The following is a 26280-nucleotide window of genomic DNA, read 5'->3' on the forward strand; positions in this document are numbered from 1 at the left end:
TGTCCTGCTCATATTAAAAGGAACGTCCCCAAGTGCTGCCTAAATACCGTTTATCGAAGAAAAAATACCGCTCACCGGTCATAATGATTGTTCTGGCTTTGGGCTTGTCTACAATAGCTCCCGTAAAAAGAAATGCGGAAGGTTACCGAGTCCCTCGGACGTGGGCCTAACCAAAGTCTTTGAACGGGTGTGTCTCTGTGGATGCATTCGCTTGATTTTGGTTGGGCTATATTTATGAAGGGACATGCCACCATGGGCTTCTTTTCTCGCCTGATGGGCGGTTCGGATGAGCAGAAGACTGCAACTTCCGAGTTCGAAATCCTCGCTCCTGTTTCCGGCGAGCTTGTTCATCTAGAAAATACCAATGATCCCGCTTTTAGCAGCCGTGCCGTGGGCGATGGCGTTGCCGTGGTTCCCCAAGAGGGAACGGTGTGCGCTCCTGTCTCCGGTACCGTCGCGGCACTGTTTCCGACTGAGCACGCGCTGGGCATCATGTCCGACGACAGCTCTGCTCAGGTGATGCTGCATATCGGAATCGACACTGTTAAACTTGAGGGCAAGGGCTTCCATGCGCTTGTTGCCCAGGGTGACCATGTTGACGCGGGCCAGCCCCTCGTCGAGGTCGATTTCGACGCGGTCCGCGCCGCCGGCTTCGATCCTACGGTCTTCGTTATCGTGTGCGAGCGCTCGGAGAAGTCGACTCTTCGTGAGCATGCTTCCGGCCCTGTTGCTGTTAAAGAGCCTGTCGTCTGGCTTTCCGAGTAAATTCTTGTGGTGGGTGCCGTGGTTATCAAGCGAGTTTTCAACAATAACGTCGCAATGGTCACTTCGGACGATGGCTCCGAGCTCATCGTCATCGGTCGAGGCCTCTGCTTTGGCCGTCATGCCGGCGACGCTATCGATGATGCATCGGTCGAAAAGACCTATGCGCTGCAGGAGGGCACTTCTCAGGATTCGCGTACGATTGATCGCTTGGCACATCTTTTGGAGTCCATCCCCACCGTCAACCTCGTGATTTCCGAGGACATTGTTCAGATGCTCCGTCGAGAGCTCAATGTTGATATCAACGACAAGATTCTCATTGCTCTCGCAGACCATATCAGTCTTGCTTTGGAGCGCGAGCGTAAGGGCGTCCCCTGCGAGAATCCGTTGCTGCTCGAGATCCAGCAGTTCTATCGCAAGGAGTATGCGCTTGCGGGCCGTGCGCTGCAGATTATCAAGGAGTATATGGGCATCCAGATGAGCGAAGAAGAGCAGGGTTTTATTACGCTGCATATCGTCAACGCCACCATGCCGCAGCGCTCTGACCGTCTGATTGTTTCGGTCCAGCTTGTTCGCGACGTGCTCGCGATTGTTTCCGAGCACTATGCCACGCCCCTTGACGTCACCTCGTTGCCGTACGAGCGTTTCGTTCGCCATCTGCAGTTTTTTGCGCAGCGAGCGCTCGATCCCGCGGCGGGACAGGTCAATGGCGACGCGCTGTTCCGTATCGATGAAACGGCGTATCCGAGGGCGTTCTCGTGTGCGGAGTCAATTGCCGACCACTTAGCGTCTACCTATAACGTTGTCGTTACCGATGCCGAGAAGAGTTATCTCGCATATCACATTGTTAACCTGCTTGGAGAACCTGGTCTCTAGGCATAACGTGCCCACACATCGATTGATACAAGGCAAGGCTCACGGTCTTGTCCAGGGCACACCTATCTCAATTTGCGGAAAAGGAAGGGGAGTACCGCTATGACCGCAAAAAAGAAGTTCAATTTCAAAGCGCCGTTGGAGGTGTTCGCGAAGTCGATCGTTCAGCCGATGATGTATCTCTCGGTTGCCGGCATCCTGCTCATCGTGGGCATCATTCTGACCAACAAGACCATCTGCGCTGTGATCCCTGTGCTGGGCTCCGGTCCGTTTCAGCTTGTGGGCGCCGTTGTCTATCAGTCGCTGATGTTTATCATCAACAACCTTTCGATTCTGTTCTGCGTGGGCATCGCCGGTGCCATGGCAAAGAAGAACAAGGGCCACGCTTCGCTGATCGCCCTGATGTCGTTCTTCCTGTTCCTGCAGGCCAATAACATCGTGCTCAACGCCACCGGTTCTCTTGCCGAGGCGAGCGGCATGCTCGGCCTTACCGGAACCGGCCAGAGCACCGTTATGGGCATTCAGGTGCTCGATACCGGCGTGTTTGGCGGCATCATTCTTGGTTGCATCACCGGTGCCGTGTTCAACAAGTACTCGAACAAGCAGTTCCCCATTGCTCTTTCGATGTTCTCGGGCGTTCGCTTCCCGTTCCTGATCATGATCATCATCTCCTGGATCATGGGCGCTGGCTTCTGCATCGTTTGGCCTCCGGTTCAGGGTGCCATCTCCTCCGTTGCCGGCATCATCAAGGAGTCGGGCAACATCGGCCTCTTTATTTACGGCATGCTCAACAAGCTGCTCGTTCCCACCGGTCTGCACCACCTCATCTACACCCCGTTCCAGTTCTCCGATGTGGGCGGCACCCTTACGCTGGGTGGTCAGGTTATCGCCGGCGCCTATCCCATCCGTGTCGCCGAGATGGCAATGACGGGCCAGCCCTTCTCCGATAGCACGTATTTCAACAGCTATACCTTCAACAACCTGTGGCCCTACATCGGTATCGGTCTCGCCTTTATCTTCACCGCTTACAAGCAGAACAAGGACAAGACCAAGGCTGTCATCATCCCGCTGATCATCACCGCCGTGCTTTCCTGCGTGACCGAGCCCATGGACTTCCTCTTTGTCTTTGCTGCCCCTGTGCTCTTTGTCGTTCACTCGGTTCTTTCCGGCATCTTCCTGGTCCTGCTCAAGGTCCTTTCCGTGCCCGCTTCGACTGCAGGCGGCATCATCAACATCGTGGTTTCCAACCTGGTTCTTGGTGTCGATAAGACCAACTGGCCGGTTATGCTGGTGCTTGGAGTTCTCAACGCCGCTCTGTACTTCTTCCTCTTCACCTTCCTTATTAAGAAGCTCAACCTCCACACGCCTGGTCGCGAGGAGGAGTCCGAGCTCGCCGAGTCCGTTGCCGAGGGCGAGGCCGCCGCGTCTGTCGCGGTGAAGCAGGGCGCTGTTGCCGCGGCTCCCGCAGAGGGCGTCGATGCGGGCATTGCCGACCTGGTCGCAGGTCTTGGCGGCAAGGACAACATCGAGGAGCTCGAGAACTGCTTTACGCGTCTCCGCGTGAACGTTAAGAACCCGGACCTCATCGATGAGGACCTCATCAACCACGTGCCCAACAGCGGCATCAACCGCAACGGCAACAACATTCAGATCATCTTTGGCATGAAAGTCGCCGAGATGCGTGACAAGGTCGAAAACGCAATTGAGAAGGAGCAGTAAACAATGATCATTACTCTGTGTGGTGGCGGATCCACCTTTACCCCCGGCATCGTCAAGTCCATCGCTCTGCGCAAGGACGAGCTCGACGTTGACGAGATTCGTCTGTACGACATCAACGAGGAGCGCCAGCGCAAGATCGGCGTGCTCGTGGACTGGATTTTGCACGAGGACCTCGGCCTGGACATCAAGCTCACGGTGACCACCGACAAGGAGACTGCCTTTACCGACGCGAGCTTCGTGTTTGCCCAGATGCGCGTGGGCGGCTATGCCATGCGCGAGCAGGACGAGAAGATTCCGCTGCGTCACGGCTGCGTGGGCCAGGAGACCTGCGGCTGCGGCGGCCTTGCCTACGGTATGCGTACCATCTTCCCCATGGTCGAGCTGATTGACGACGTTGAGAAGTACGCCAAGAAGGACTACTGGATTCTTAACTACTCCAACCCTGCCGCCATCGTCTCCGAGGGCTGCCGCGTCCTGCGCCCCAACGCTCGCATCATCAACATCTGCGACATGCCGATCGCGATCATCGACGTGGTTTGCGCCGCGCTCGATATCGACAAGAAGGATGTCGAGTACGATTACTTTGGCCTCAACCACTTTGGCTGGTTCACCTCGATCCGCCACAAGGGCGAGGAGGTGCTCCCGCAGCTGCGCGAGTACATCAAGGAGCACGAGATTCTGCTGCCCGATTCTTACCTCAAGGGCATGAGCTCGCTGATGTCCAAGAAGCCCGAGGAGGCCACCGACGAGCATCCCGAGCAGAACCGCCACACCAAGGGCAGCTGGTACTACGTCTGGAAGGGCGAGTACGAGATCATGGAGTGCTTCCCGGAGTACCTGCCCAACACGTATCTGAACTACTACCTGCAGCAGAAGGAGTTCGTCGAGCATTCCAACCCCGAGCGCACCCGTGCTAACGAGGTCGAGGAGACGCGCGAGAAGAACCTCTTCGACGGCATCGACCATTACGAGAAGACGGGCGAGATCGACGAGAGCACGTTCTATGCGGGCAGCCACGGCGACTGGATTGCCGATCTGGCTATCGCTCTGAAGAACGACACCAAGCAGCGCTTCCTGGTCATTTGCGAGAACAAGGGCGCTATCCCCAACATGCCCTACGACGCCATGGTCGAGCTGCCTGCCTACATTGGCAAGAACGGCCCCGAGGTCATCAGCCGCGACAACATCCCGCTGTTCCAGCAGGGCCTCATGATGCAGCAGCTGAACTCCGAGAAGCTCGTGGTCGAGGCCACGATCGAGGGTTCGTACGAGAAGGCGCTCAAGGCCTTTACGCTCAACAAGACCGTGCCTTCTATGAAGGTCGCCAAGGAGGTCCTCGACGACATGATCGAGGCCAACAAGGGCTACTGGCCCGAGCTTAGCTAAAGACAGAAGGTCGCTGGCACAAAAGAGCCGCTGACCGCATACCTGGAGCAGTGCCCCGTCCACGTGATTGCGTGGGCGGGGCATTGTCGTTTGGTGCAAAGGGCTGATGTGGGGGATGGGCTATCCGACCTCGGCACAGGGCATGAGGTCTTCTGCCGGCGCTCGACGGTCGCATGCTGTTGCTTGCCACGCACGATGCCGTCGACGCTCAGGCCCTCAATATCTCGGATATCATCACGCTCTAAATACTTACTCAGCAACAAAATGATCCGTTTTTTCTCCGTCCCCATGGGGTCGGGTATGGTATTCTATCTGCGGGGTAATACTTAGGAATACCAAGTAATACCAACGCCGTAGAAACACACTCCAGATGCGGGCCAATCGGGTTGCCTCACAGCCCGTCGCCCAGCCGCGTGGCCCGCATCTATCCGCACCACCGTCGTTTCAAAAAGGAAGCGCCATGGCAGAACACATGACCCCGGTTGTCGCGAAGGTCTTGCCCGAGGAAAAGGCGGCCTTCGCGGCGGCAACCCAGCTCGTGGGCACCACGCCGTCCAACGCCATCCGCATGTTTATCGCCGCGTTCAATCGCTGCGGCACCTTCCCGTTCGACATTTCGCCCAACGGGGCTTTTGGCGCTGCGCCCGATTCTCATCAACAATGACTGTCCCCAAGTGCCGGGTTTTGAGGAGGTTGGCATGCTCAATGCGCTGGTTTGGGCGCTTGCCTGTTTTGGTGTCGTCGCTGCCGATATTGCCCTGAGCATTGTTTTGTTCTCCGCGCTGGACATCGTGTCGGCACTGACGGGTTTCCCGATCGACAATCTCGATATTCAATGGTTTCAGGCCGCCGCTCAGACGGCGTCGTTTTTGATGGCGCTGCTGTGGTGGCGCTATCTGTGGCCCCGCTCCTTCATGGCGCGCCGGCAAGGTGAACGCCCGCTCGGCGGGGGAGCAAATGCTGCATGGAAGCGCATCGCATACGTTGTCGTGATCGGCCTATCCATGCAGGTGGTCATTAGCTACCTATGCGACGGCGTGCTGTCGCTGCTGCCCGAGGTTGCGGCGGACTATAGCGAGCTCGTCGAGGAAACAGGCTTGGGCGATACCAACCTTCTTGCCGTCCTGACCACGGTGCTCGGCGCCCCATTTTGTGAAGAGCTGCTGGTGCGCGGCATTATTTTTGAGTTTTCGCTCCGAGCGTTTAATCCGCAGTGCCGCCCACTTTGGAAGTGCCGGCGTCGTGTGAGCGCGCAGAGTGGCGCCATGGTGCCCTGGGCGGCCCCAAGCACGTGGGGTATCGCCGCGGCGATTGTGCTGCAGGCGGCGATCTTCGGTTTTATGCACATGAATTGGGTACAGGGTTGCTACGCGGGTGCCGCCGGCCTCATCTTTGGTTGGGTGCTCGTGACGACCGGAAAGCTCCGCTACACGATCCTGCTGCACTTTGCCTTTAATGCCGGGTCGTATTTCATGACGTTGCTCTGGTTTGTGAACACACCGTTCGACGTGATAATCACGGTCGCTATCGCCGGCGTCATCCTCGTTGAGGCAATGCGCTCGCTGCGCCACGCGTGTGGGATGGACGCAGCGAGCGCATTGCTGCCCTAGTTGCGACGCCCGCCTCCGTTGGCGCCCTGACGCCCCTGGGCCGCGCGATTACGCCCGGCAGTGTTCTGTGCACGCGACATGCCGCCGTGCCCCTTGCTGCCTTTGGGTCCCTTGCCGCCAGCACCGCCGTGGGCCTTGCCGCCCTTCTTGCCGGTGCCATGCCCACCGCCAGCAGACGTCTCGCCCGGGCGCGGCGGCACGGGGCGGATTAGACAGTGTTTGGTGTAGCCGATCAGGTCACGACGTCCGGCTTTTTCCAGCGCCTCGCGTACCAGCTTGTAGTTCTCGGGTTTGCGATACTGGATGAGCGCACGCTGCATGGCCTTTTCGTGCGGGTCGCGCGCCACATAGATCGGCTCCATGGTGCGTGGGTCCACGCCGGTGTAGTACATGCAGGTCGACATGGTGGACGGTGTGGGGTAGAAGTCCTGCACCTGCTCGGGCATGTAGCCCATGTCGCGTACGGCCTCGGCCAGGTCCACAGCTTCCTTCATCGTCGAGCCGGGGTGGCTCGAGATTAGGTATGGCACTACGTACTGCTTGAGTCCGTATTCGCGGTTCAAGCGTTCAAATTTACGGCAGAACGCGTCGTAGACGGCGCGGCTCGGTTTGCCCATCACGGACAGCACCGCGTCGCTCACGTGCTCGGGTGCTACGCGCAGCTGGCCCGAGACGTGATGCTCCAGCAGCTCGCGCAAAAACTCGTCCGAGGCGTCGGCCATGGTGTAGTCAAAGCGTATGCCGCTGCGGACGAAGACCTTCTTGACGCCCGGCAGCTGGCGCAGATCGCGCAGCAGCTGCGTGTAGCCGCTCTCGTCGACCACCATGTTCTTGCACACACTCGGCCACAGACAGCGCTTGTTCTTGCACACGCCGTGCTTGAGCTGCTTGTCGCAGGCCGGACGGCTAAAGTTGGCCGTCGGTCCACCCACGTCGTTGATGTAGCCCTTAAACTCGGGATCGTGCGTGAGCAGCTCGGCCTCGCGCATGATCGAGTCGTGGCTGCGCATCTGCAGTACGCGGCCCTGGTGGAAGGTGAGGGCGCAAAACGAGCACTCGCCAAAACAGCCGCGGTTGGAGCTAATGGAAAATTTGATTTCGGCAAAGGCCGGCACGCCGCCCGTTGCGTCGTAGTCGGGATGCCAATCGCGTGCGTAGGGGAGTTCGGCAACCTCGTCCATCTCGTCTGTGGTGAGTGTTGCCGATGGCGGGTTCTGCACCACATAGACGCTGTTGGGGTAGGGCTCTACCAGACGATGCCCGGTGATGGGGTCCATGTTCTGCTGCTGCACATTAAAGCTGCGCGCGTAGTTGAGCTTGTCGGCGGTAAGGTCGTCCCAGCTGGGCAGCAGGTCGTAGTCGTAGACCTCGTCGAGCGAACCCGTGCGGTAGACGGTACCGTTGATGTAGGTGATCTGATCGACAGGCAGTCCGGCATCGAGCGCGTCGGCGATCTCGACGATCGCATGCTCGCCCATGCCGTAGATGAGGATGTCGGCGCCCGAGTCGAGCAGTACCGAGCGCTTGAGCTTGTCCTGCCAGTAGTCGTAGTGGGCCAGGCGGCGCAGGCTTGCCTCGATGCCGCCGATGATGATGGGAGCGTCCTTGAACGTCTGGCGGATGAGGTTGCCGTAGACCGTGACGGCACGATTGGGGCGGTGCCCCTCCTCGCCACCGGGGGTATAGGCGTCGGTATGGCGGCGGTGCTTGGTCACCGAATAGTGGTTGACCATGGAGTCCATGTTGCCGGCGCTGACGAGAAAGCCCAGGCGCGGCTCGCCGAGCACGGTGATGCTGGCGGGGTCGGTCCAGTCGGGCTGGCAGATAATGCCCACTTTGTAGCCGTGCGCGTCGAGGACGCGGCTGATGATGGCCATGCCAAAGCTGGGGTGGTCCACGTAGGCGTCGCCGCAGATGTAGACGAAGTCGCACTGGTCCCAGCCACGCGCATCCATGTCGGCGCGGCTGACGGGGAGGAACTTGTCGCGGCCCGGACGCCAGGGGCGGGTGGGCGTCGCTTGGGAATGCTTGGTGCGGGCGACCGTGGCCTGCGCTTGGCCGCCGAGCTTTTGCTGCTGGCCCTGTTTGCCCTGCTGTCCGCGTTGGCTGTTCTGAGCGTGCTGAGGCTTTTTTGCCACGATCCCTCCCGGTGTCTGTATGCTGCACGTAATTGTAACCAGTCTTTTTGGGACGGAGCTAAAAAGACTGGTGGAGTACATGAGCTGGCGGATCGGCGCGTCGATGCGGGCGTCGTTTGTTTCCAGACTGTGTACCTGCGCGTTGGAGAACCCGTCTCGCGCGCATGCCATGTTGTCAATGGGTTACAGTATGAACGGCGGCTATGTTTCCGCCAACGCACGAGAGGGTCGTCAACAAGGAGGATGCACGACGATGCAACGTGCCAAGCAGATATCGGAGTCCATCGAACTGGGCATTATCCTGGCGCTCGCCGGTGGCTTTATGGATGTGTATTCGTACATTGGGCGCGACCATGTTTTCGCAAACGCTCAGACGGGCAACATCCTGCTCGTGGGTGTAAGCATCTCGGAGGGCAACTGGGCGCTGGCGGGACGCTATTTCTTCCCCGTGGTGTCGTTTGCCGTGGGCATTATGCTTGCCGACCTGGTACACGAGCGGTTTGGCAGCGTGATTCACTGGCGCCAGGTGACGGTGTTTTTTGAAGCCGTCATCTTGCTGGGCGTGAGCTTTATTCCCGGCGGCGATTTCAACCTGCTCGCCAACTGCCTCACCTCGTTTGCCTGCGGCATGCAGGTCGAGAGCTTCCGCAAGATTCACGGTCACGGCATCGCTACGACCATGTGCATCGGCAACTTGCGCAACGCGCTACAAAACGTGGACGACTACATCATCACCCACAAGCGTGGCTTTTTGGAAAACGGCCTGCTGTACTTTGGCGTGATCTTTACCTTTGTGTTTGGCGCCGTGCTGGGCAACTGGTGTATTGAGCGCATGGGCCTGCACGCCATCGTCGTGGCGAGCGTGCTGCTGTTTGTCGCGTTTGCCATCATGTTCATCGACCGCGAGCGCGACTTGCGTTTTCGCTGGAAGGTTGCGGCCGAGGCTTGGAAAGAGGGCTGTCGAAAGTAGAGGAATGCGGCAAAGGGACAGCCCCTTTGCCGCAATATATTTTCATCTCTATGTAGTACAGCTTCAGGAGCCAGAAAAAAACTATCTAGCTCCTGAATGTTGTTACGAACTGCTTTTTGCAATTTATTCGAGATGCTCTTCAATCCGAGCCCTCAGAAGGGCAATGGCTGTGGGTATTCCAATTGCGGCGGCTAATTCGGCTTTATCCAAAACCTGTATGTTAAAGCACGATTGTTTATCACATTGAAGGACGTTAACTGAAGATAGCTTCACTTCCCGTTGACTGAATATATCGTAATCTCCAAATAGGAAGTTACCTTTTATTGTGTAATTCGGTATGTTCGTTACGCACTTCATCTCAAGTCTGTTTAGGCCATAATCGAACACCGCAACTTCCTTGTGTTCGATGATGAGCGCAACCCTGGGCATGTTACTAAAACCACCGTCGACGACAGTAAAGAGCTTTTCATTTGCATCGTCATAAACGGTGTATTTAAGACTCAATAGCTGTCCTAGTGGACCCGTGAACCCATGTCTTTTGATGTTGAGGTTGTCTCCCGCTGGGTTGACGAGAGCCAGAGCATGCGGATAAGGGTTACCTTCAATTGAGATTCGATATTCGTTTGTAGCCGTCTTGCTCGATTTAGGACCAGTAGCCATCACGCGTCATCGCCTCGATCGAATTGGAACCGTCTTCTGCTTCGTGCGGAGAATTACGCTGTACGTTGCAGTACATGCAGCTGCAATAACCGCATGGGCAATTTCTAACAAAATGAATGACACTATTTGCTGCATGCATATTAATTACTATAAAGTATCCTTTTATAAACGTATTGTCAAACATATATTGCTAAAACAGAAACAATTTATAGACTGAGTTGGTCGTATTCTTTGGGCAATTGCTCCTATAATCTAGCCTTCGCTGCAGTCGGGAGGGAAGGGCTGGGGCTCCGTTATTATGTTGAAACGCTTTAACACTTTTGACGTTCTCATGCATTTTTTGTTTCAAAAGCGTTAGGATGGAACTTGCAGCGCGGGGCGTAATGGGTGCCCCGCACACGATGGGAGGCTATCAATGGCTAATCGTTTCGTTCTCAATACCATTTCTTATCATGGTTCCGGCGCCATCAAGGAGATCCCCGGCGAGCTCCAGCGTCGCGGCTACAAGAAGATCTTCGTCTGCTCCGATCCCGACCTGGTCAAGTTTGGCGTTACCGCTAAGGTGACCGACGAGCTCGACGCCGCCGGCATCGCTTGGAGCCTCTACTCCGAGATTAAGCCCAACCCCACCATCCAGAACGTCAAGGACGGCGTCGAGGCCTTCAAGGCCGCCGAAGCTGACGCTATCGTGACCATCGGTGGCGGCTCCTCCATGGACACCGCTAAGGCCATTGGCATCATCATCAACAACCCCGAGTTTGCCGATGTCCGCAGCCTCGAGGGCGTTGCTCCCACTAAGAACCACGCCGTGTTCACCATCGCCGTGCCGACGACCGCCGGTACTGCTGCCGAGGTGACCATCAACTACGTCATCACCGACCCCGAGAAGGTCCGCAAGTTCGTGTGCGTCGACACCAACGACGCCCCTGAGGTCGCCGTCGTCGACCCCGACATGATGGCTTCCATGCCCGCCGGCCTGACCGCTTCTACCGGCATGGATGCTCTGACCCACGCCATCGAGGGCTACACCACCAAGGGTGCTTGGGAGCTCTCCGACATGTTCCACTTTGAGGCCATTAAGCTGATCAGCGAAAACCTGCGCGACTCCGTTGCCGAGGCCAAGTCTGGTCAGCCCGGCTCCGGCCGCGAGGGTATGGCTCTTGGCCAGTATGTCGCCGGCATGGGCTTCTCCAACGTCGGCCTGGGCATCGACCATGCCATGGCTCACACCCTGTCTGCCCACTACGACACTCCGCACGGCGTCGCTTGCGCCATGCTGCTGCCGATCGCCATGGAGTTCAACAAGCCGGTTTGCGCCGAGCGCCTGGCCAAGGTTGCCGTTGCCATGGGTGTTGACACCACGGGCATGAGCACCGACGAGGCTGCCGACGCCGCCATCGCCGCCGTCAAGCAACTCTCCGCCGACGTGAACATTCCGCATGTCTGCGAGGCCATGAAGGCCGACGAGATCGAGGTCCTGGCCAAGGACGCCATGGCTGACGCCTGCTTCCCGGGCAACCCGCGCGAGGCGACGCTCGACGACGTCATCGAGCTCTTCAAGAAGATCTGCCCGGCTGCCTAGCCCAGTTTGGTGGTCCTTCGCCCGTAGGCGTATGGTCTTTTGACTTGCTGCTGGCCCCGCCGTGCTACGCGCGGCGGGGCTTTTTGTGCCGCGCCGATGCCCCAAGATGGGCAAAACCAAGGCATGCTGCCCGCTGCGGATAGGTGGTGCACTTCTCAGCGTGCATTTTTGGGAGTATTCAGCAAGCTCTGAAAAATGCATAACGTTGTGAATGGGCCGCAGTGGCCCGCAGACGCCCATCGACAGCCCTTGTGGGCGGGCTATCGATGAGCGGAGGGGGCTGCCACCGCGTTTTTGGTTTGCGACGACCTGCAACACTGCTGTAACCGCGTCGCTTTGCCGTTTGCGATGGGGCTGACGGGGTCCACGGTGCTGAATACTCCGTATTTTGCACGGTCCAAGGTGGGGTACCCTGAGACGAAGCAAATAGATGCCTCATATTTATGCAGATACCGATAGGATTTATGCAAGATTGGGACTGTAAACCGAGCGCGTGCACAAAACCGGTGCGGGGACGTCTGGAGTCGGCTCGGTTTCTAGAGTATTGCACGTGCAGAAAGGTTAAAATCGGGGCTCGGTCTTAGTTTTACTTGGAAGGATGCATATGGCTTCTAATGTTGATGCTTCTCTAGAGGAGACGCTCTCCTATATTACTGACCAGTTGAAGACGCTGACTTCTATTGCTTCACCTACGGGCTATACCCGTGCGGCTACTGACTATCTAATGGAAACGTTGCGCGATATGGGCTTTGGCCCCGAGCGCTCCAATAAGGGCAACGTGTTGGTTGAGCTTGGTGGCGAGGGTGAGTCGCTCGTACTGGCGAGCCATGTCGATACCCTGGGCGCCATGGTACGCTCCATTAAGGACAATGGTCGCCTGCGCCCCACGACGCTCGGCGGGCACCAGTGGTCTACGGCCGATGGCGAGAACTGCACCGTTTACACGCGCGATGGCAATGTCTACACGGGCGTGGTCCTCAATACCGAGCCTTCGGCGCATGTGGCCGATGAGCCGGTCAAGACCATCGAGAAGAACATGGAAATCCTGCTCGACGAGAACGTTGACAGCAAGGACGATGTGCTCGAGCTGGGTATTCAGACCGGCGACATCATCGCTATGGATCCGCGTACCACGGTGACGGAGAGCGGCTACATCAAGAGCCGCTTCCTGGATGACAAGCTGTCGGCGTCGATTCTGCTGGGCCTGGCCCGCGCCGTTGCTGGCGGCGAGGTGACGCTTTCGCGCAAGGTGTCGCTGCTCTTTACCGTGTACGAGGAGGTTGGCCACGGCGGTGCCTTTGTGCCGGCCGACACGCGCGAGATGATCAGCGTTGACATGGGCTGCGTGGGCGACGACTTGGGCTGCACCGAGCGCATGGTATCGATTTGCGCCAAGGATTCGGGCGGCCCCTACAACTACGATCTGGTGACCACACTGTCCAATATTGCGCGCGAGCTGGAGCTCGATTACGCCATCGACGTGTACCCGCATTACGGTTCCGACGTCGAGGCCACGCTTTCGGCCGGCTATGACATTCGCCATGGCCTGATCGGCCCAGGCGTGTATGCGAGCCACAACTACGAGCGCAGCCACATCGACGGTGTGCGCAACACCTACGAGCTCGTCCGCGCCTACGTTCAGCGCTAGGGAAGTAGTTTGCGACTCGGCTGACCAATCGCTAAGGCCCGATTTCTCGGGCCTTTTTTCGCCTTAGGTCGTTTAGTATTATGATGTATGTAATATGTTAACTAAACGCGTAAATTACTTAACGAGGTGATGCGGCATATGAATACATCTGAGTACTTATCTATGGGTGATGCCGCCCGCCTGTTGGGCGTTACGAAAGCCCGCATATCGCAACTTGCCGCATCGGGAACGCTCGCGTGCGATATTGTGGGCGGACGGAAGATGGTTGAGTATGATTCTGCGCTCGCTTATCAAAAGGTCCGCAAACGTGGACGCCGTCCTGCGGCCGATGTGGGGCGCAAGTTTACGCTGATGTCGGCCGACCATGAGGTCGCGCATGTCTCATTTGATCCGACACGTGAGTTTCCCTTCGAAATCGCCGAGGTGCTCGATGCGCAGAGGATGCCGTTTGGCACGTGCTCGAGTTCTTCTCCTACGGTGAATAAACGGGAGCTCAACGTGTGGTGGAGCCATCGGTCGGTGCCTGACGTCCGCCCCGGACTCGTCTCGCGCTATCGTGAACTGGGAATTGCCAGTGGCATCGAGGTTCCGGTTCAGTGCCTGGGCCTATCGCTTTCGGATTGCTATTGGCTGCGGCCGGCCGATTGCGCCGAACTCAAATGGCAAAACATCAATTACTTTGAGAACGAATTTGAGCGATCGGCACCCGAAGAGCGTTCGGGTTGGCTGGAAGGCATCGGTCTTAAAAATCCTGATAACACGTCCGAGGGCGAGCTCCCTAAATCGTGGATGATTCGCAACGGTGTTCGCGTTCTGGTCAAGGGATGCGGCATGGACGACCAACGGCCCTTTAACGAGGCGGTTGCAACGGCTCTGCATCGTCGCTTGCTGTCGGAGGGCGAGTTTGTTCCTTATACGGTTGAGCGGATGTTCGATGGCCCTGCGTGCCTGTGCGAGGATTTTCTTGACGGCCGCGAGGAATACGTTCCGGCTGTTTACGTTAAGGGCGCACTTGGTGGCCAGCGGGGAAACTCGACATACGATCGATACTGTCGCTGCCTTGGCAAGCATGGTGCCGATGAGGCCGCTGTGAGAAGGTCTATGTCGCAGATGATTGTCTGCGATGCCCTTTTGGCCAACAGCGACCGCCATTGGCGAAACTTCGGCATCATCCGCAATGTCGACACCCTGGAGATAAAACCTGCTCCGCTGTTCGATAGCGGCAACTGTCTGTGGTACAACGTGCCAACTGCCGTGCTCGCAGCTGGGGAGTTTGGGTTTTCCGCTAAGCCGTTTGGGCCCGACCCTTCCGTCCAGCTGGCGCTTGCGGATTTGCTCGATTGGTTCGATTCATCGCGGCTCAACGGATTTGTTGATGAGGCGATCGAGATTCTTTCGCAGAGCGAATGGGCCACGGCGGAGGGTCGACTCGAGGCCATCCGCCGCGGCCTCGAGCGTCGCATAATCGAGGTTGGTGCCGCTGTTGAGGTACTTCGACACGTGCAGCGATAAACCCGCGGCTACTTAAGTGCGCCGGTCACGGTGCCGCCGCCCAGGACGATGTCGCCGCGGTATATAACGACAGCCTGGCCGGGGGCGATGGCGCGCTGCGGCTCGTCAAAGGTCAGCAACATTTGCCCGTCTTCGCCGCGCGTAAGGATCGCTGCCTGGTCTTTCTGTCGGTAGCGGTACTTGGCGCCCACGCGGATGCCGCCGGCATCCAGCTCGGCTTCCATGTGGTCGGCAGGGGCGCTCCAAATCCAGTCGTTGGCCGTGAGCGCCGTGGCCGTCAGGTCCTCGGCCTCGCCCAGATGCACGGTGTTGTTGACGGCGTCGACACCCGTTACGTACACGGGATGCGCCATCGCGACGCCCAGGCCTTTGCGCTGGCCGATGGTGTAGCGCAGCGCGCCGTTGTGGCGCCCGACCACGCTGCCGTCGCGCCACACAATGTCGCCCGGTGCAGCGGGATGTCCGCAGCGGCGCTCGATATAGCCCGCGTAGTTACCGTCTGGAATAAAGCAGATATCCTCGCTTTCGGCCTTCTTGGCGTTGATGAAGCCCTGCTCGGCGGCAATCCGGCGCACGTCGCGCTCCTTGTCCAGACCCGCCAGCGGAAAAATCGTGCGCGCCAGACGCTCCTGCGTAAGCGAATACAAAAAGTAACTCTGGTCCTTTTTGGGGTCCTCGCCGCGATGCAGCTGCCAGGTGCCGTCTGCCGCCTGGCTTGTTTTGGCGTAATGGCCCGTGGCGATGTAGTCGCAGCCCATGTCCAGCGCTGCATCGAGCAGCGCGCCAAACTTAATGTGGCGGTTGCAGATAATGCACGGATTGGGCGTCAGCCCCTCCTGGTAGGCGTTCACAAAGCGCTCGATTACGTTACGGTCGAAGGTTTGCTGCAAGTCGAGCACATGGTGGGGAATGCCTATGCGCTCGGCGACGGCCTCTGCGTCGGCGATGTCGCGGTCGACCTTACTCATGCCCGTGGCGGGGTCGGGTGCGGGGCAGGTGAGGCGCATGGTGGCGCCGACACATTCGTAGCCCTGGCTTTTGAGCAGATACGCGGTCACGCTGGAATCGACGCCGCCGCTCATGGCGACGAGCACGCGCTTGTTGTGCATGAGGAGGTTCTCCTTGGTGGCATGTGGCCAAAAAAGAAAAGCGGCGCGGGAGGCTGGTTCCGCGCCGCAGACATTGTAGCAAGTTCGGACGTCTCGTGGGGCATCCTGTTGGGATGAGCTCAGGCTGCCAGAAGAGAGGGGAGACCGGCGTGCCTTGGACTCGTTCTAAGAACGAGAAGCTCTAGTCCTGGAAGAGCGCCGTAGACAGGTAGCGCTCGCCGGTGTCGGCGAGCAGCGCCACGATGGTCTTGCCTTCGTTCTCGGGGCGCTTGGCCAGCTGCAGAGCGGCCCAGACGGCGGCGCCGGACGAAATGCCCACGAGCACGCCTTCCTTGTGGCCCACGGCGCGGCCGGTGGCAAAGGCATCGTCGTTCTCGACGGGGATGATCTCGTCATAGACCTGGGTGTCGAGGACGTCGGGCACAAAGCCGGCACCGATACCCTGGATCTTGTGCGGGCCGGCCTGGCCCTTAGAGAGCACCGGGGAGGTGGCGGGCTCGACGGCGACGACCTGAATCTCGGGGTTTTGCTCCTTGAGGAACTCGCCCACGCCGGTCACGGTGCCGCCGGTGCCGACGCCGGCGACGAAGATGTCGACCTTGCCGTCGGTGTCGTCCCAGATCTCGGGGCCGGTCGTGGCCTTGTGAATGGCCGGGTTCGCGGGGTTCACAAACTGGCCGGCGATGATGCTGTTGGGAGTTTCCTTCTGCAGCTCCTCCGCCTTGGCGATAGCGCCCTTCATGCCCTTGGAGCCGTCGGTGAGCACGAGCTGTGCGCCGTATGCCTGCATGAGCTTGCGGCGCTCGACGGACATGGTCTCGGGCATAGTGATGATCACCTTGTAGCCGCGGGCCGCCGCCACCGAGGCGATGCCGACGCCGGTGTTGCCGCTCGTGGGCTCGATGATGGTGTAGTCGCCACCGCGCACGAGCTTGCCGGCCTTCTCGGCCTCGTCAATCATGTTCTTGGCGACGCGGTCTTTGACGGACCCGGCGGGGTTGAAGTATTCCAATTTGACGAGCACACGGGCCTTGAGGTCCTCGTCGGCCTCGAAGTGGGTGAGCTCCAGAAGCGGGGTGTGGCCGATAAGCTGATCGATGGACGTGTAAACATTGCTCATGGTGAACCTCCAAAGTGTTCAAATGACTGGATACCGTGTGGTTTTACGGTGTGTGTGGCAGCGAAACCCACAAACCTTATAGGTTGTTCGTTTTGCTGTTGGCAAGCATAGTAGACAGTAAAGCCTAGTAACGCAATAGGAAATAGAAGATTATTACGAGTCGATTAACCATCTTGACGGGAATAGGTATTTTCAAAACCAATTTTTCGGCTAGAATTTCTACGAATTAAAAGACCGAAAGGCAGCTATATATATGTTGGTTTCCACAAAGGGCAGATATGCCCTGCGCGTTATGGTCGACCTGGCCGAGCACCAGGCGACAGGCCGTATCCCGCTTAAAGAGATTGCGGCGCGTCAGGGTATTTCGGAGAAGTACCTCGAGAATATTCTGGCTACGCTCGTGCGCGCCAACATGCTCTCGGGCATGCGCGGCAAGGGCGGCGGCTATGTGCTCACGCGCCCGCCCGAGCAGTACACGGTGGGCGAGATCTTGCGCCTGACCGAGGGCAGCCTGGCGCCGGTCGCCTGCCTGGATGGCGACTGCAAGGGTTGTTCGCGCTCTGACGAGTGCCCCACGCTCGACGTGTGGAAGAACCTGGACAAGCTTATCAACGACTACCTCGACGGTGTGACGCTCGATCAACTTGTCGCTCCCAACGAAGGCTACGATTACGTCATCTAACCCACACCTGCCATTTGGGGACGGGGTGGAAATGGCAGATTCTCTCGCCCTTTGAGACTTGGCAAATAAGAAGGCCGCCCATTTTTGTGATGGGCGGCCTTCGTTTTGGGCTGTTGAGACGGGCGCGGCCGGAATGGCCGTTTTAGCCCTCGGCGATGCTGTCGAGGATGCTGCGCATGATGGACACCAGGATGCTGCCCATAAAGGCCGATCCAAAGCTGGCGATGGAGATACCCGCGCCCAGCAGATTGACCGACAGATAGCTGGCCAGCTCGAGCATAAAGCTGTTGACTACGAGCTGAAAAATACCCAGCGTAATGATCGTGAGCGGCAGCGAGATAACCGTCAGAAACGGCTTGACGAGCGAATCGACGATGTTCAGGAACAGTCCCACGAAGGCGAAACAGACCCAGGCCTCGGCAAAACCGAAGGGCTGGATGCCGGGGACGAGGAACGTGGCAATCGCGATGGCGATCGAGGTAAAGAGCCAGTTAAGCATAAAGCGCATGGTGTGAATCCTTTCTTGCGCAGGGTGCGTCGGTGTCGCGTGAAGCGGTTTGCTGCGGCGGCTTGGACGGCCGCTCGGGTGTGCCGCCTTGTTCGGCCGCCCATTGTCTCAGATATTCGTGGAGCTTACGTGCGCATTCGGTTTCAAAACGGCGTTCGTCCTGAAAAACGCGCCGCTGGCAGAGAGTCTTGTCGCTTTAGTTTGGTGGTGTGCTACACTGCTACGGGCAAAAGCCACAGGCGTTGCCCTATTGCATAGAACGGGCGAACGATGCCCGATGTCAGTATCAACTTCGATGCCTTATGGCGGGTTTGGCGGTGATCGATGAATATCGAGAACATGTTTGACAAGCCTGATGTCAAGCAGCTGGTCCACGCATTTAGTCTTTTGGATGACGAGAAGGATATCCAGGCGTTTTTGACCGATATCTGCACGCCGCGCGAGATCTGCGATCTTTCGCAACGTCTGCAGGTTGCGCGTTATCTGGATGAGGGCGAGCCTTATGTTGAGGTTCAGGCCCGCACCGGCGCTTCGTCCACTACGGTGAGCCGCGTGTCCAAGGCACTCAACGGCGAGTACGGCGGCTATCGCAAGATCCTCATCAAGCTGGAGGATGGCGAGTAGGCCAGCGGCAACAAACGAATTGCGCAGAACCGTCCCTTCGGGGGCGGTTTTTTGATCCTTTGGGGACGGAGGAAAACGGATCACTGGGTCAGACTGACCTCCTCGGTGATCCATTTTCCTCTGTCTCCAAGGGGTCAAATCTGTTGGCGTGGGGCAAATCTGTCCGCGCGGGCGGGTAGGATGGAAGCATTGAATATTGCGAACGGTTTGAGTGGAGGACCATGCCTGTTCGAATCTATACCACCAACGCCGGCGCGGATTTGAGCGATGCCGAGGCGGCGCTGCTTGCCGACCTTATTGCCCGCCACGGGCGTGCCGTGCTGCTGGCGCCAACGTTTGCCGAGCTCGACCTGTGCCGTCATGATGCGGCGGAAGCCGGCGTTTCGCTGGGTATTGACTACAAGACGCCTACATCGTGGCTTCGCTCGCTTTGGGAGCTTTTGGGCGACGGGCGCGGTTTCGTCGACAACCTGCAGCGCCAGATGCTGTTTTCGGACATGGTAGCGCGCCTCGACGACGCCGACCTGCAGCCGCTTTCGCGCAGCCAGGGCACGGTGCGTATGCTCGCGCGTATGGCTCGCGATGTGCTGCCGGGTGTGGCAGGGACAGGCACCGAGCGTTGCTGCGACAACGTTTGCAAGCCCAAGCCCAAAAGCGACGCCGAGGCTCGCGTGTTTGAACTTTTGTGCGCCTATGCGCGCGGTTTGGACCGTCGAGATATGGTCGAGCCCTGCGAGGCGGCTGACATTATGGCCGGCGCTTTGGCCGACAACCTGCCGGGGTGCGCCCGCGCCGTTTGCGTGCGCGGCGTCACGTCATTTACGTATAGCCTGCTCGAGCTGCTGTCCGCCGTGGCAAACAACGGGGGAGAGGTTGTCGTGCTGCTTGCCCGCGAGCAAGCGGCGATGCGCGAGGAGCTTGCCGCGGCATTTGATGTCCGCGGTGTGCTGTTTGAGATCGCGCCGCTGGGGGAGGGCGCCGCCGCGCCCCAGACTGCCTCCAAGTCCGCTGCTCAGCCTGCCTTTATTGAGGTCGCCGGCCCCCATGCCCGTGCCCATGCTTATGCGGACGTCATCGATAAGTTGGTGAAAGCGCACAAGGAGTCCAAGGACGATAAAGCTGCTGCAACACCCGCCGACCCCGTACGCGTGCTCGTTGTTTCTGCCCGGGCACCCCAGCTGTTCAGCGAGCTTGCCGCTCGTTTGGCGGCGCGCCACGTTGCTGCCGAGACGGCCGAGTTCACGGCGTTTTCCCAATCCATTGCGGGCAGGCAGTTCACGGCGCTCGCCAACCTGATCGAGCGTATGAAGGCCGCCGACGAAGGGGCAGCTTCTAAGACTGAGTGGTGGCCCGCTCCGGAGCTTACCGACTGGATTTACAGCCCGCTTTCGGGTGCCGACGCCGCCAGCGCGCGCACGTTCGACAAGAATATGCGACTGTCGCGCAGCAAGACCACTGCGGGCGTCAAGAGCCTGCTGCAGAGCGTGCAGGGCCAGGTGAGGGGCGCGCGTAAAGCGGCGAGCGACGAGAACTGGTTTAAGAACGTGCCGTGCGTGATCTCGGACGTGTTCCAGGCGCTGTGGCGCGACAAACCCGTGACGGCGCTCAAGGCCATGCTTGCCGTTGCCGAGGCGCTGCCCGATCGCGCACTTGGCGGTCTCGACGGTCAGGCTCGTCGCCAGGCGGAGGTGGCCCTGCTGCGCCACGTCATCGACATCCTTATGAATGGCGCCCGTGCGCTCGACGTGTCGCAGGCCGCGACCGTGCCCGTGCTCGATGACATTCGAACCAAGGTGGACAAGCGTAGCGCCGCCTACGATTGCGAGACCTACGAGGTTGACCGTGCGCCACGCGCCCAGGTTCGCTTTGCTTCGCTTGCCGATGCGGCGGCTCTGCGCTCCGGCAGCTACGATGCCGTGCTGTTTGCCGATGTCGATCTGGACAGCTATCCTCTCTCACACGAAGAGGGGCCGCTGACCACGCTGACGGCGAGCCTCGGTCGCGAGGGCGTGACGCTTGAGCCTGCGGCCTTGCTGCGCGCACGCTTTGGCCGCGCGATACAAGCGTCGCGTGGTCCGGTTACGCTCGCCCGTGTGACCCACGATCGTCAGGCGCGCGAGTGCTATCCGGCGGCCGTGTGGACCGAGTTGCGGGCGCATGCCGAGGCCGCTAACGATGCTAAGGCCGCTGACGCCGACAAGGCCGCTGACGACGCTAAGGCCGTTGGCGCCGACAAGGCGAAGTGTGTGGGTGAGGGCGATATCGTAAGGGACTTCGATCCCGCGGCAGGCGAAGGTCTTAGGCGCGAGCGCGTGACCTGCGAAGCTCCTCAGCATCTGAGCGATGAAGCCATTCCGTATTTGGTCCTGCGTCGTCGCGATGGCGAGGGCGAGGATGCGCCGCTGGTGCCGCGCCTGACGTCTGCCTCGCAGATCGAGGCCTATTCGACCTGCCCGCTATGCTGGTTCGTCTCGTATCGCGTCAAACCCCAGTCGATCGACGCTGGCTTTGGCAATATGGAGAAGGGCAACTTTGTCCACGACGTGCTGGAACACTTGCATGCCCGTCTGCCCCAGGAGGGCATGGAGCGCGTGACACCCATGAATCTGCCACGCGCGAAGGAGCTGCTGCGCGAGGTCTTTGACGAGACCTTGGCCGAGCATGCGGGCAAGCGCGGTACCGAGGGCCCGCTCGTGCCGCTCTCCCCGGTGGAGGAGCGCCAGGTGGCCGAGATTTTGCCGCAGCTGGAGGGCGTGCTTGCCTACGAGTCCGAGGCGCTCGCGCCCTTCGCGCCGCGCTACCTGGAGTTTGCGTTCAACGAGCTCCAGGTCGAGTATGCCGGTTGGCCGCTTGGCGGGCGCATCGACCGCGTTGATGTGGATGTCGAGAATCGCGCCGTGGTAATCGACTATAAGCATCGTTCGGGTGTCGAGGAGTTTAAACTCGCCGACCCCACGGTGCGCGACGAGGAGTCGGGCGAGGCCCCCATCGACGACCCGCGCTGGCTGCCGCCCCATACCCAGACGCTCATCTACGCACGGGCCATGCGTCGGGCGCTGGGCCTAGATACCCGTGCTGCGCTCTATTTTTCGACCAAGGGTGGCAAGCCCGCGCTGCGCGGTGCGGCGAGCGCCGAGTTGCTTGAGGAAGAGCGTGGTGACGGCCGCATCCCGGGGCTTAAGAAGGGCTTTCCCGGCGAGGGCGGCAGCATGGACTTCGATGCGCTGCTCGATCGAGTGGAGACCGGCATTGCCGAGCGTCTGCGCGAGCTCGAGGCAGGCAACGTTGCCGCCGTCGACCCGACGTCGGCTCAGGCCGCGCATGCGCGCTGCTCGTATAACCACGAAGGAACGTTTGTAAGGAGGGACGTGTAGACCATGGATCTTTCGACTTTGATGCCGCAACAACTGCAAGTCGTCAAAACGCTCGACCGCCCGCTGTTTGTCTCGGCAGGTGCCGGCTCGGGCAAGACCTTTACCCTCACGCGCCGCATCGTCTACGCGCTCTCGCCCGAATCCGGTCCGTTCGTTGAGCATCTGGATCAGGTGCTCGCCATTACCTTTACCAAAGACGCCGCGGCCGAGATCCGTGACCGTGTGCGCCGCGCGCTCATCGACGAGGGCATGGACGAGGAAGCCCTGACCGTCGACGATGCGTGGATCTCGACCATTCACGGCATGTGCTCGCGTATCCTGCGCGCACATGCGTTGGAGCTGGGCATCGATCCCGAGTTCACGGTGCTCACCGATACCGACGAGCTTATGGACCAGGCTGTTGAGCATGTGCTGGCCCGAGCGACGGCACCCGATGCCGCCCCCGAGCTCGCCGCTTCGCTTAAAAGCCTCTACGCCTGGTATCCCATGGCAGGCGAGGGCGGCCTCTTTGGCGCCGGCACCACCATCAAGGGCCTGGTGCGTGAGCTGCTGGAGCTCTCGAGCCAGCTGCCGGGCGGTATGGACGACGTGTGCGTGGCGCGCGGCCAGGCCGATACCTCGGCACTCGCCGATGCCTATCGTGCGGCGCTGGGCGCAAGCAAGGCCGCGACCGAGAAAGCGCAGGTGGCACTCGATGCCATCGACGCGTTTGAGGCGAGCGGCAAAACCATGGAGGATGTGGCGCGACTCATGATGTCGTGCAGCATGCCTCGGGCGAGCAAGGCGTTTCCTAAGGAGCAGGTGGAGCTGCTCAAGGCCGAGGCCGCCGATGCATTTATCAATATCGTGCTTGCCTGCGGCGGTCCGGCGCTCGATGCGCTGGTGGGGCTTGCTCGTGCTGTGGAGGCGGAATACCGCGCGCTCAAGGCTGACCAGTCCGCGCTTGATAACAACGACCTGCTGCGCATGGCGTACGAGGCGCTGCGCGATTATCCCGCCATCCGAGCGGCCTATGAGGGTCGCTTTAAGATGGTCATGATCGATGAGTTCCAGGATACCGACCAGATGCAGGTCGATTTGATCCGTTACCTGACGGGCGCGGGGGAGCGCGCACTGTGCACCGTAGGCGATGCGCAGCAGTCGATCTACCGCTTCCGTGGTGCCGAGGTCGAGGTGTTCCGTCGCCAGGAGCGCAAGGTGGGTTCGACGACGGCGTCCGAGACGGTCGCCACGTCCGATGCCCCCGCCGGCGAGCTCGTCAAGCTTGTACGCAACTTCCGCAGCCACGACGAGGTGCTGCGCTATGTGGCGCGCGTCTTTGACGGCGACACCGGTGGTTTGATGCAGGGGTTCTTGGATCTTGAACCGAGCGACGAACGCGAGGACAAGCTCAAGGCGAAGACATCGCGCCGCCAGGCGATCTTCGTTGCCGGTGGCAGTACGCAGGAGCGAACGCAGGCGAAAGCTCGCGCGATTGCGGAGCGATTCCAAGCACTCGTTAAAGCGGGCCAGCCCCAGGGCAGCATGGTCCTGCTGCTGGGCCGCATGACCAACGCCGATGTCTATGCGCAGGCCTTCCGCGACCAAGAGCTCGACTGCGTGATCGCAGGCGGCTCGGTCTTTGCCCAGGCAGCTGAGGTGCAGACGGTGCGTGCCCTGGTCTGCGCACTCGCCAATCCGGCCGATACGGCGCAGGGCCTTATGCCGCTGCTCGCCTCGCCGATGTTTGCGCTCGGCGCCCAGGAGTTCCTGGCGCTGGCGACCAAACTGGACGACCAGACGGGGGAGACCTCGCGCCGCAACATCGATGCGGGCATCATGAGCGATTCCGATGTGCCGGGTTTGCAAGACTTGCCGCTCGTGACGCGCGCCCGCGAGGTGCTGCGGTATGCGCTTCGTCGCGTGGGCCGCGATTCGTTCGCCGCCATCGCGCGCGATACTGTCAACGCCTCCGGCTGGTTTGTGCGTCTGGCACAGCGTGGTCCCGAGGGCAAGGCCATTGCCGCCAACGTGCTTAAGGCGCTCGATGCCGTGGCCGAGGCGGAGGCCGAGTTCGGTAACTCGCCGCGTTCCATTGCGCTTGCCTTCGACCGCTTCTTGGCGGGCAAGGAGGCCCCAGGTGCCCTCAACGAGGAGGGCGACGGCGCGGTGCGCATCATGACGGTGCATGCCTCCAAGGGCCTGGAGTATCCGGTCGTGGCGGTTGCGGAGTGCTTTGGCGTGCGTAAGTCCTCGGGTGCGGCTCAGATGGGGCGTGTCGAGGGCGGAGCGCAGGTCGTGGCGCTGCCGGCGCGCTTCGACGGCGTTAAACTCGCGGACGGCACGTTCGTAAAGGGCGATGACGTCAAAAAGCAGTTTGAGCATGCGTTTAAGGGTAAGGGCACGTCGCTATGGTTGCCGCCGGAGCTCATGGAGGATGTCTGCGCGACGGGTTCTCCCGCCGAGGCATTCGTTCGCCTGCGCAACCACGACCTGCAGCTTTCGCTCGAGGAGCGGGCTCGCTTGCTCTATGTCGCCATGACGCGAGCGCGCGAGCTGGTCATTCTGGCGATGGATGTCGGCGTGAGCCGCGGCAAGGTGACGGCGCCGACCTTCGATGTCGAGACGGATCTGACCTACGACGTGCTGCGCCGCATCCTGCCGACCGACAGCCTGGACATGCCGCAGCTCGATAGCGACCGTTTGGTGTTCGACAACTCCAAGCCGGGCGACTACGAGCTCATCTCGCTGGCGGACTTTACGTTTGGCGAGCAGACGTTTGAGGTCAACGCTTCGCTGGATGTCGAGGGCAGGCTTGTCCGCGGCGATGCGGAGCCGGAGGGTGCCGGTGCGGATGCCCACGCCGCTGTTCCCGGTCCTGCCGACCCCGAGCCCGATGCGTTTGAGCTCGTGTATCCCCAGGCGGTGGGCGTGCGCATGGGCACCTGCCCGTATCCGGCGCGCGATTCGTACAGCTACTCGTCAATTGCCGCGGCGCTGCATGCCGAGTCCGAGGACCGAGCCGCCGAGACTCGTGTTCCCATGGACGAGGCAGGCGATGATGCAGAGTCGGATGGCTCGGAGATGGCCGATGCAGACGTGGCTGCTGTCGAGCCCGCCGGCAACCCCATGGCGCTGGGCTCGGCGTTCCATGCCGCCTGCCAGTGGCTGATCGAGGTGGGTGCCGATGCGCTGCCCGCTGAGCGTGCCGATGCGCTGACGCGCCTGTGGCACCTGACGCCGGAGCAGCGCGAGCGCTTCGACGTTGCCCTGGACCGCTGGCTCAAGTCGGCGGTCCGTGCCGAGCTGCTTGCCTGGCCGTGCATCCGTGCCGAGGTGCCGTTCTTCTCGCTGGGCTGCGAGGACGAGGACATCGCCCGCTACGGTGCCTATGCCGAGGGCGCCATTGATGCACTGGCGACGAACCCGGCGGATTCGTCACGCGCGCTGGTCATCGACTACAAGACGGGCGGCACACCGGACGAGACGCCGGAACAGCTGCAGGAGAAGCACGCCCTGCAGGCGCGCGTTTACGCCGACGTTCTGCACAAGGCGGGCTTTGAGGCAGTGACCGTCAAGTTCGTCCGCGTGGAGCAAGTCGACCCCGCCAACCCGTGCGAGCCTCAGGTGGTCACCTACAGCCTCTAGCCCTCAATAACTTGCGGTGGAATACGGACTGTTTTGGCCAAAAAAGCCGCCAAACAGTCCGCATTTCACCGCAACGCATGGGAGAGTCTGGGACGGTACAATAGCTCGAACGGTTCAAACGAATAAGGAGCTATCATGCAGCTCACCAAAACGCTTAAGGTGACGCCGGAGGAGCTTTTTGACGCTCTGGCGGGGTCCATCATGCAGGATATCGAGAACGCCACGGGCAAGTGTCCCAGCCGCAACAAGCTCAACGGCTATAAGTACGAGAAGCGCCCATACCGCAAAAGGTAAGGTGACTCTTCATCGGAAACCGTGAACGCTTCGGGTTTCGAGTCAGTAGCGAACAGCCCGACAAAAAATGTTGTTGGAAGTG

General features: G+C 60.0%; 20 protein-coding genes. 15 read left to right on the forward strand and 5 right to left on the reverse strand.

What is annotated here, in order from left to right; translation table 11 throughout:
* Positions 1–252 precede the first annotated feature (252 nt).
* The 6 genes from DW850_RS07085 to DW850_RS07110 all read left to right on the forward strand — a co-directional run bounded on the left by DW850_RS07085 (position 253) and on the right by DW850_RS07110 (position 6350).
* The gene (locus tag DW850_RS07085; RefSeq protein ID WP_158551625.1) at positions 253–765 is read left to right on the forward strand and encodes a PTS glucose transporter subunit IIA; all 513 of its coding nucleotides are present in this window, start codon (positions 253–255) and stop codon (positions 763–765) included.
* An 18-nt stretch (positions 766–783) separates the two neighbouring features.
* A complete protein-coding gene (locus DW850_RS07090; protein WP_117786697.1) occupies positions 784–1638 on the forward strand; it encodes a PRD domain-containing protein in 855 nt (284 codons plus the stop codon).
* Positions 1639–1737: 99 nt separating this feature from the next.
* On the forward strand, positions 1738–3354 hold the full coding sequence (locus tag DW850_RS07095) for a PTS transporter subunit EIIC (RefSeq protein ID WP_117786679.1): 1617 nt from the start codon (positions 1738–1740) through the stop codon (positions 3352–3354).
* Positions 3355–3357: 3 nt separating this feature from the next.
* Positions 3358–4740 carry a 6-phospho-alpha-glucosidase gene (locus DW850_RS07100; RefSeq protein ID WP_089572190.1) on the forward strand — a complete coding sequence of 461 codons (1383 nt, stop codon included), beginning with the start codon at positions 3358–3360 and terminating at the stop codon, positions 4738–4740.
* A gap of 460 nt (positions 4741–5200) precedes the next feature.
* Complete coding sequence (locus tag DW850_RS07105; RefSeq protein WP_055252556.1) at positions 5201–5404, forward strand: hypothetical protein; 204 nt, start codon at positions 5201–5203, stop codon at positions 5402–5404.
* Between the two features lie 34 nt (positions 5405–5438).
* Positions 5439–6350, forward strand: a complete 912-nt coding sequence (locus DW850_RS07110; protein WP_117786680.1) for a CPBP family intramembrane glutamic endopeptidase — start codon at positions 5439–5441, stop codon at positions 6348–6350.
* Here DW850_RS07110 and DW850_RS07115 read toward each other — a convergent pair.
* Positions 6347–8488, reverse strand: coding sequence for a YgiQ family radical SAM protein (locus DW850_RS07115; RefSeq protein ID WP_233540640.1), 2142 nt, complete (start codon positions 8486–8488; stop codon positions 6347–6349). The two genes, DW850_RS07110 and DW850_RS07115, sit on opposite strands and share 4 nt — an antisense overlap.
* 253 nt (positions 8489–8741) lie before the next feature.
* On the opposite strand from DW850_RS07115, the gene DW850_RS07120 reads away from it, so the two are divergent.
* Positions 8742–9458 (forward strand): YoaK family protein, encoded by a 717-nt coding sequence (locus DW850_RS07120; protein ID WP_089572184.1) that lies wholly within the window; start codon positions 8742–8744, stop codon positions 9456–9458.
* Positions 9459–9581: 123 nt separating this feature from the next.
* Here DW850_RS07120 and DW850_RS07125 read toward each other — a convergent pair whose 3' ends face one another.
* A complete protein-coding gene (locus tag DW850_RS07125; RefSeq protein WP_117639794.1) occupies positions 9582–10118 on the reverse strand; it encodes a hypothetical protein in 537 nt (178 codons plus the stop codon).
* A gap of 415 nt (positions 10119–10533) precedes the next feature.
* Here DW850_RS07125 and fucO point away from each other — a divergent pair, with 415 nt between their 5' ends.
* The 3 genes from fucO to DW850_RS07140 all read left to right on the forward strand — a co-directional run bounded on the left by fucO (position 10534) and on the right by DW850_RS07140 (position 14860).
* A complete protein-coding gene (gene fucO, locus DW850_RS07130; protein WP_022094861.1) occupies positions 10534–11700 on the forward strand; it encodes a lactaldehyde reductase in 1167 nt (388 codons plus the stop codon).
* Between the two features lie 604 nt (positions 11701–12304).
* The gene (locus DW850_RS07135) at positions 12305–13348 is read left to right on the forward strand and encodes a M42 family metallopeptidase (RefSeq protein WP_117786682.1); all 1044 of its coding nucleotides are present in this window, start codon (positions 12305–12307) and stop codon (positions 13346–13348) included.
* Between the two features lie 138 nt (positions 13349–13486).
* The gene (locus DW850_RS07140) at positions 13487–14860 is read left to right on the forward strand and encodes a DNA-binding protein (protein WP_147349606.1); all 1374 of its coding nucleotides are present in this window, start codon (positions 13487–13489) and stop codon (positions 14858–14860) included.
* 8 nt (positions 14861–14868) lie between these two features.
* On the opposite strand, the gene mnmA is transcribed toward DW850_RS07140, so the two are convergent.
* Complete coding sequence (mnmA, locus tag DW850_RS07145; protein ID WP_117786684.1) at positions 14869–15969, reverse strand: tRNA 2-thiouridine(34) synthase MnmA; 1101 nt, start codon at positions 15967–15969, stop codon at positions 14869–14871.
* Positions 15970–16150: 181 nt separating this feature from the next.
* On the reverse strand, positions 16151–17089 hold the full coding sequence (gene cysK, locus DW850_RS07150) for a cysteine synthase A (protein WP_055250951.1): 939 nt from the start codon (positions 17087–17089) through the stop codon (positions 16151–16153).
* A gap of 253 nt (positions 17090–17342) precedes the next feature.
* Between cysK and DW850_RS07155 the strand changes: the two genes are divergently transcribed.
* Positions 17343–17771, forward strand: coding sequence for an Rrf2 family transcriptional regulator (locus DW850_RS07155; protein ID WP_117564502.1), 429 nt, complete (start codon positions 17343–17345; stop codon positions 17769–17771).
* A gap of 142 nt (positions 17772–17913) precedes the next feature.
* Here DW850_RS07155 and DW850_RS07160 read toward each other — a convergent pair whose 3' ends face one another.
* Positions 17914–18279, reverse strand: coding sequence for a phage holin family protein (locus tag DW850_RS07160; protein ID WP_055250947.1), 366 nt, complete (start codon positions 18277–18279; stop codon positions 17914–17916).
* 324 nt (positions 18280–18603) lie between these two features.
* On the opposite strand from DW850_RS07160, the gene DW850_RS07165 reads away from it, so the two are divergent.
* The 4 genes from DW850_RS07165 to DW850_RS07180 all read left to right on the forward strand — a co-directional run bounded on the left by DW850_RS07165 (position 18604) and on the right by DW850_RS07180 (position 26198).
* The gene (locus DW850_RS07165; RefSeq protein ID WP_022094855.1) at positions 18604–18903 is read left to right on the forward strand and encodes a YerC/YecD family TrpR-related protein; all 300 of its coding nucleotides are present in this window, start codon (positions 18604–18606) and stop codon (positions 18901–18903) included.
* 221 nt (positions 18904–19124) lie between these two features.
* Positions 19125–22277 (forward strand): PD-(D/E)XK nuclease family protein, encoded by a 3153-nt coding sequence (locus DW850_RS07170; RefSeq protein ID WP_117786685.1) that lies wholly within the window; start codon positions 19125–19127, stop codon positions 22275–22277.
* A gap of 3 nt (positions 22278–22280) precedes the next feature.
* Positions 22281–25904, forward strand: coding sequence for an exodeoxyribonuclease V subunit beta (locus tag DW850_RS07175; protein WP_117786686.1), 3624 nt, complete (start codon positions 22281–22283; stop codon positions 25902–25904).
* 135 nt (positions 25905–26039) lie between these two features.
* The gene (locus DW850_RS07180; RefSeq protein WP_089572169.1) at positions 26040–26198 is read left to right on the forward strand and encodes a DUF3284 domain-containing protein; all 159 of its coding nucleotides are present in this window, start codon (positions 26040–26042) and stop codon (positions 26196–26198) included.
* Positions 26199–26280: the final 82 nt, after the last annotated feature.

The organism is Collinsella sp. AM36-4AA (genome assembly GCF_003467795.1).
Taxonomy (GTDB): Bacteria; Actinomycetota; Coriobacteriia; order Coriobacteriales; family Coriobacteriaceae; genus Collinsella.

Bases quoted from the DNA above. Each gene is read 5' to 3' on its own strand.
- DW850_RS07085 (WP_158551625.1), top strand. From the start codon at position 253: ATGGGCTTCTTTTCTCGCCTGATGGGCGGTTCGGATGAGCAGAAGACT.
- DW850_RS07095 (WP_117786679.1), top strand. From the start codon at position 1,738: ATGACCGCAAAAAAGAAGTTCAATTTCAAAGCGCCGTTGGAGGTGTTC.
- DW850_RS07100 (WP_089572190.1), top strand. From the start codon at position 3,358: ATGATCATTACTCTGTGTGGTGGCGGATCCACCTTTACCCCCGGCATC.
- DW850_RS07105 (WP_055252556.1), top strand. From the start codon at position 5,201: ATGGCAGAACACATGACCCCGGTTGTCGCGAAGGTCTTGCCCGAGGAA.
- DW850_RS07110 (WP_117786680.1), top strand. From the start codon at position 5,439: ATGCTCAATGCGCTGGTTTGGGCGCTTGCCTGTTTTGGTGTCGTCGCT.
- DW850_RS07120 (WP_089572184.1), top strand. From the start codon at position 8,742: ATGCAACGTGCCAAGCAGATATCGGAGTCCATCGAACTGGGCATTATC.
- DW850_RS07125 (WP_117639794.1), bottom strand. From the start codon at position 10,118: ATGGCTACTGGTCCTAAATCGAGCAAGACGGCTACAAACGAATATCGA.
- fucO (WP_022094861.1), top strand. From the start codon at position 10,534: ATGGCTAATCGTTTCGTTCTCAATACCATTTCTTATCATGGTTCCGGC.
- DW850_RS07135 (WP_117786682.1), top strand. From the start codon at position 12,305: ATGGCTTCTAATGTTGATGCTTCTCTAGAGGAGACGCTCTCCTATATT.
- DW850_RS07140 (WP_147349606.1), top strand. From the start codon at position 13,487: ATGAATACATCTGAGTACTTATCTATGGGTGATGCCGCCCGCCTGTTG.
- mnmA (WP_117786684.1), bottom strand. From the start codon at position 15,969: ATGCACAACAAGCGCGTGCTCGTCGCCATGAGCGGCGGCGTCGATTCC.
- cysK (WP_055250951.1), bottom strand. From the start codon at position 17,089: ATGAGCAATGTTTACACGTCCATCGATCAGCTTATCGGCCACACCCCG.
- DW850_RS07155 (WP_117564502.1), top strand. From the start codon at position 17,343: ATGTTGGTTTCCACAAAGGGCAGATATGCCCTGCGCGTTATGGTCGAC.
- DW850_RS07160 (WP_055250947.1), bottom strand. From the start codon at position 18,279: ATGCGCTTTATGCTTAACTGGCTCTTTACCTCGATCGCCATCGCGATT.
- DW850_RS07165 (WP_022094855.1), top strand. From the start codon at position 18,604: ATGAATATCGAGAACATGTTTGACAAGCCTGATGTCAAGCAGCTGGTC.
- DW850_RS07170 (WP_117786685.1), top strand. From the start codon at position 19,125: ATGCCTGTTCGAATCTATACCACCAACGCCGGCGCGGATTTGAGCGAT.
- DW850_RS07175 (WP_117786686.1), top strand. From the start codon at position 22,281: ATGGATCTTTCGACTTTGATGCCGCAACAACTGCAAGTCGTCAAAACG.
- DW850_RS07180 (WP_089572169.1), top strand. From the start codon at position 26,040: ATGCAGCTCACCAAAACGCTTAAGGTGACGCCGGAGGAGCTTTTTGAC.